Annotated in this window: 2 protein-coding genes; both read right to left on the reverse strand. The window is 42.6% G+C overall.

Going from position 1 to position 4,638, the window contains the following annotated elements:
* Positions 1-882: 882 nt before the first annotated feature.
* Positions 883-3,327 (reverse strand): GumC family protein, encoded by a 2,445-nt coding sequence (locus BM043_RS19230; protein WP_092794889.1) that lies wholly within the window; start codon positions 3,325-3,327, stop codon positions 883-885.
* Positions 3,328-3,332: 5 nt separating this feature from the next.
* Positions 3,333-4,148 carry a polysaccharide biosynthesis/export family protein gene (locus tag BM043_RS19235; protein WP_092794892.1) on the reverse strand — a complete coding sequence of 272 codons (816 nt, stop codon included), beginning with the start codon at positions 4,146-4,148 and terminating at the stop codon, positions 3,333-3,335.
* Positions 4,149-4,638 lie beyond the last annotated feature (490 nt).

Consider the following 4,638-nt stretch of genomic DNA (forward strand, 5'->3'; position numbering starts at 1 on the left):
CCGAGGAGATCGGCAGGAGTTGATTAGGAAAAATCTTGAATTTGTTTAACCCGTCAGAGTAGTTTTCACCGCTTTTGATTTGTCACTTTTTGAGGCCAAAAAGTGACCAAAAAGCCTCCTGCCTCAGCCTTTACTTCAAATCGCTTGAATATTTTTTTTAAAGGTAAAAACCCGTTTGCGATTTGATTTTTTTGTTGCATTCTCAAACCTAAAAATGGCTGGATTTCCGATCACAGATCGGAACTAAGCCATTTTCTTAACGGTTTTCAAATGCTCCAAAAAACCGTAAATGCTGCAAGGCAGGTCCTTAAACTAAGGTTGGTGGGTGACCTTTGAATAAAATATCGAATGATGAATGCCCAATGATGAATTTCGAAGTTTTTTAAGTGACTGAAGGCGCGACACTTTTAATACCTGTGCGCCTGTGGCGTAGCCCCGTATGAAGTGAGGCAGAATGCCGAACGAAATGCGGGGTCTGGTGATGAGAAGAGATCCCCACCTCGGCCCGAGGATTTGCCAGATACTAGCCTCGTAGTGCCGAGGAGGTAGACAAAAATCCGATAGAACCAATTCTCAAAAAAACCCTCTTAGGGATTCAGTTCTAATATTGGTTATTGATCCTTGAACATATCTCGCATTGGATAAAGAAAAACCCTCGGAGGGTTGGGGCAAATTCCGAGGAGATCGGCACAATTTGATTAGGGAAACTCAACAATCTGGCCAAATGAGAGCAAAAGTTGGAACACGTGAGTGAGACACTCATGTGGACGGAGATTGGGTTATGAGTTCAGAGTTCAGGGTTCTAGGTTATTGATTGTCAACTGTAAACTGTGACTGCCTACACCCTACCAATAGCTCTGGATCCCTACTCTTAATTCTATTCTACGCCTTTCTCCGAAGCGCTCGTTTCCACCAAGGCAACTGAACTTCCTCATGATAGCCGTAAGAATTTCCGCCATATCCGTAGCCATACCCGTAACCGTAGCCGTACCCGTAGCCTTTGTCAATGTGAACGTCATTGAGGATGCCGTAAATCTTGGAAACTCCTCCTTTTTCTACCAAATTATTCAAGACTTCGGTATTTCCCTTCATGGAATAGCCCTGACGGAATACATAGAATGAAATATCCGCAAAATTGAATAGTTCTTTGGTTTCGGATACTAAGCCAACCGGAGGGCAGTCAAAAATCACCACATCGTAGGCTTCCTTAATTTCTTCGATGATCTTTCCGAATTTATCCTGAAGCAAGAGTTCTGCAGGATTTGGAGGAATAGGACCTGAGAGGATGACATCGAGATCTCGGTGACCGGTGGATTTTACCACATCCCGCCAAGAGATATCCGAACTCAAGGCTGTACTCATCCCCTTATCATTGGGAAGATTAAAGTCCTCTGCGATTTTGGGTTTTCGTAAGTCCAAGCCGATCAAAATGGTCTTTTTACCCATTAAGGAAAACACAGACGCCATATTGATGGATACGAAGGTTTTCCCTTCACCGGAGATCGTTGAGGTAAATAGCACTGTGAATTTCTCCTTGTTGGGACTCAGGTAAGACATATCTGCCCGGAGAGAGCGGAAAGATTCGGTTACCGTGGAGCGGGGGTTGTTCAAAACCGGAAGATTGTCCTCGGTGTTGCTTCTTCCGATCATGGAAATCAGGGGAACCTTAATGGATTTTTCCAGTTCTTTCGGATCCTCGATTTTGGTATTCATAAAATCCTTTACGGTGATAAAACCGATGGGTAGGATTAGGCCTAAAATCATTCCGATCAGTAAGTTGAGACTCCGTTTCGGGGCCACAGGATCCTGCCCTGCTTTGGCAAAATCCAGAATCTTGTTTTTCGGCATGTTGGAAGCCATGGTGATTTCGGCTTCGGCCTTCTTCTCCAGCAGGTAGATATAGATGTTTTCGTTGATCGTGAATTGTCGGGTATAATTGAGCAAACTCCGTTCGGTGGCCGGAAGGGTATTGATGTCCTGCTCGATCATCCGAATCCGGTTATTGACATCTGCAAGGGTATTTTGAGAGTTTTCAATGGCTGAGCGCACGTTTTCTTTCAGCGCATTGGAGGTGCTTTGAATCCTTGAATTGATATCCCGCATTTGGGGAGTTTGATCGTTGAAGGTTGCCGAAACCTGAACCCGGTCGGATTGCAATTCAGATAGGCTTTCGACCAAGGAAGTCAATAGGGGATCATTCACTCCTACGATGGCAGGAGCCACCAAATCTTCTAGCTGATTATTATCCAGATACGTTTGAAGGGTTTCCAGATATTTGAGGTTGAGTTCGAATTGACTTTGTTCTTTTTCCAATTCGGATAATCGCTCAAAAATCAAGGAGCCTTCCTCGGAAAGGTTGAAAATTCGATTTTTAGAACGAAACTCCTGCAATTGGCTTTCGGAGAATTCCAGGGAATCGGAAATACCACTTAATTGCTCTTCAATAAAGCGGATGGTATTTTCAGAAGCCTGATTTTTTTCGTACAATTCCCGCTGCAGGTATTGTTCCATCAGGGTATTGATGTAGTTTTCTCCCAAACGCCGGAGGGGTGTTTCGAGGGAAAGCGTTAAAATGGAAGCTTGTTTATTGAGTGGATTGGCCTGAAGGTCTTCCTTCATTCGAAGTGCAAGCGAAGGAGTATCAACTAAGCGGAAGTAAAAGATGTCACCCGGAAGGGCTGAAATTTGATTGATGGTAAAGGCATAAAACTCACCTGAAATCTCCTGTCCGAAGGGATAAACAGATTTTGGGAGGGAAAAACTTTCCAGCTTATCCTTATAAAATGGATCTGCGGGATTGAAAACAGAAAACTCATCTTCCTCCACGGTGAGTTCGTAATTACTCTCATCAATCACTTCCAGACGAAACAATCCTCCTACCAATTGTGGTCGGTTCCACTCTAAGGAAACATAAATCGGGGTATTGCCATAAATTTGCCGGAGTTTGAAAACATCTTCCCGGAAATAGGAGACATTGAGCTCCATTTCGCTAATGGTTGATTCCGCTAGTGTAAATGACTTTAGAATTCCGATTTCATTATCGATGTTGCTTTTATTCTGCAAACCCAAACCAGCCGACTCAAAAAGATCCGATCCTAGCGTAGGTTTATCGTCTACGATAAGGACGGTTGATTCTACTTTATAAATGGGAGTAGTGAATCGATTAAACAGGAAAGCGGTGAGAATCCCCAGAAACATGCAGATTAAGATAATCGGCCAATACTGCAGGTAGTTGAAGAGGAGAACTTTTAGATCGATTTCATCCTCTTGATTGACTAAAAATGGATTGGGGTTGGTATTGGTTGGATTCGGTTGATTCGGATACATCAGTCTTATCTAGTAAAGGTATTGATCAAAAGCACGGATACTGTGATGGCAGAAATGACGAGAGAGAGAGATTGGGCGGCATTTTCACCGGCTCCTACTTCCCGTACCTTCATAGGTTCTGCATAGAGCTGATCATTGGGTTGGATAAAGTAAAAAGGGGATCTGATAATATTTCTATCGTTGAGGTTGATTCGGTGAAGCTTGGTTCCATCCGGATATTGGCGAATCATTAAAACCTCATCTCTTTTGGCAATGGGTGTCAGGTCGCCGGCATTGGCAATGGCTTCAAAAATGGTCATTCTATCCTGGAGAACCACATATTTATCCGGTCTTCGAAATTCTCCCAAGGCAGAGTATCGGATTCCTCCAAGCTTAACTTTGACATATATTTCATTTTTTAGAAATTCTCTCAATTTCTCTTCGATGGCAATTCTGGCTTCCTCAATGGTCATATCCTTGACTTTGACATCTCCGACGATGGGAAGACGAATGGTTCCGTTTTTATCGACGGTATAGCCGGACATATAATAAATGTCTCCTCCGGTTTGCCCGGCCATATTCCCCATCTGATTATTCATTCCTGAAGCAGCTCGATTGTTGAATCCCATTTCAATAATATCCTGGGCGGTTTGGACATTGACATCGATGATGTCGTTATATTGAAGTTTATAGTCCGGGATTTCGTATTCGATGAGTTCTCCCTCCTGAATTTCAGGGTAATCTTCCAGGTTTTGGAGGTAGATAATTTTCTCGTTGGATACACAGCCTATGGCCATGAAAAATACCAGGGTTAAAGCAATCCCTGTCCAAAGATTCCGCATAATTTTATTGTTTCGATTCACTGTTCAAAAACTGGGCAAACTTAGGCAAAATCCGATAAAAAGGGATGAAAAATGTATAAGTGTGTTGGTAAGAATTTACTGCATGTATTTAGAATACAGGGAAATGTATTTCATTGAATTGATTAATTGAAAAACTGATGAATTGACGAACTGTTTAATTGGGAGCTCGCGACAAGGAAACGGGTTCAGGGTTGGGGAATTGATGAACTGTTTAACTGTTTAACTGAATAGGTTGAAGATGAAAGTCTCGTTTTTTAGGGATTTTGGTTCTGGGTTCGGGGTTGAGGGTTCAAGGTTGGGGAATCGAGGAACTGTTTAATTGATGAATTGGGGAATTGTTTAATCGAAAAGCTCGCAAGGACGGAACGGTTCAAGGTTAAAAGTTAATTGTTAAACAGTCGGTTGGGGAATCGAGGAACTGTTTAATTGATGAATTGGGGAATTGATTAACCGTTTAATTGTTTAACTG

Source organism: Algoriphagus hitonicola (assembly GCF_900113375.1).
Classification (GTDB): Bacteria; Bacteroidota; Bacteroidia; order Cytophagales; family Cyclobacteriaceae; genus Algoriphagus; species Algoriphagus hitonicola.

Coding starts and splice junctions, on each gene's coding strand:
- BM043_RS19230 (WP_092794889.1), bottom strand. CDS start 3,327: ATGTATCCGAATCAACCGAATCCAACCAATACCAACCCCAATCCATTT.
- BM043_RS19235 (WP_092794892.1), bottom strand. CDS start 4,148: ATGCGGAATCTTTGGACAGGGATTGCTTTAACCCTGGTATTTTTCATG.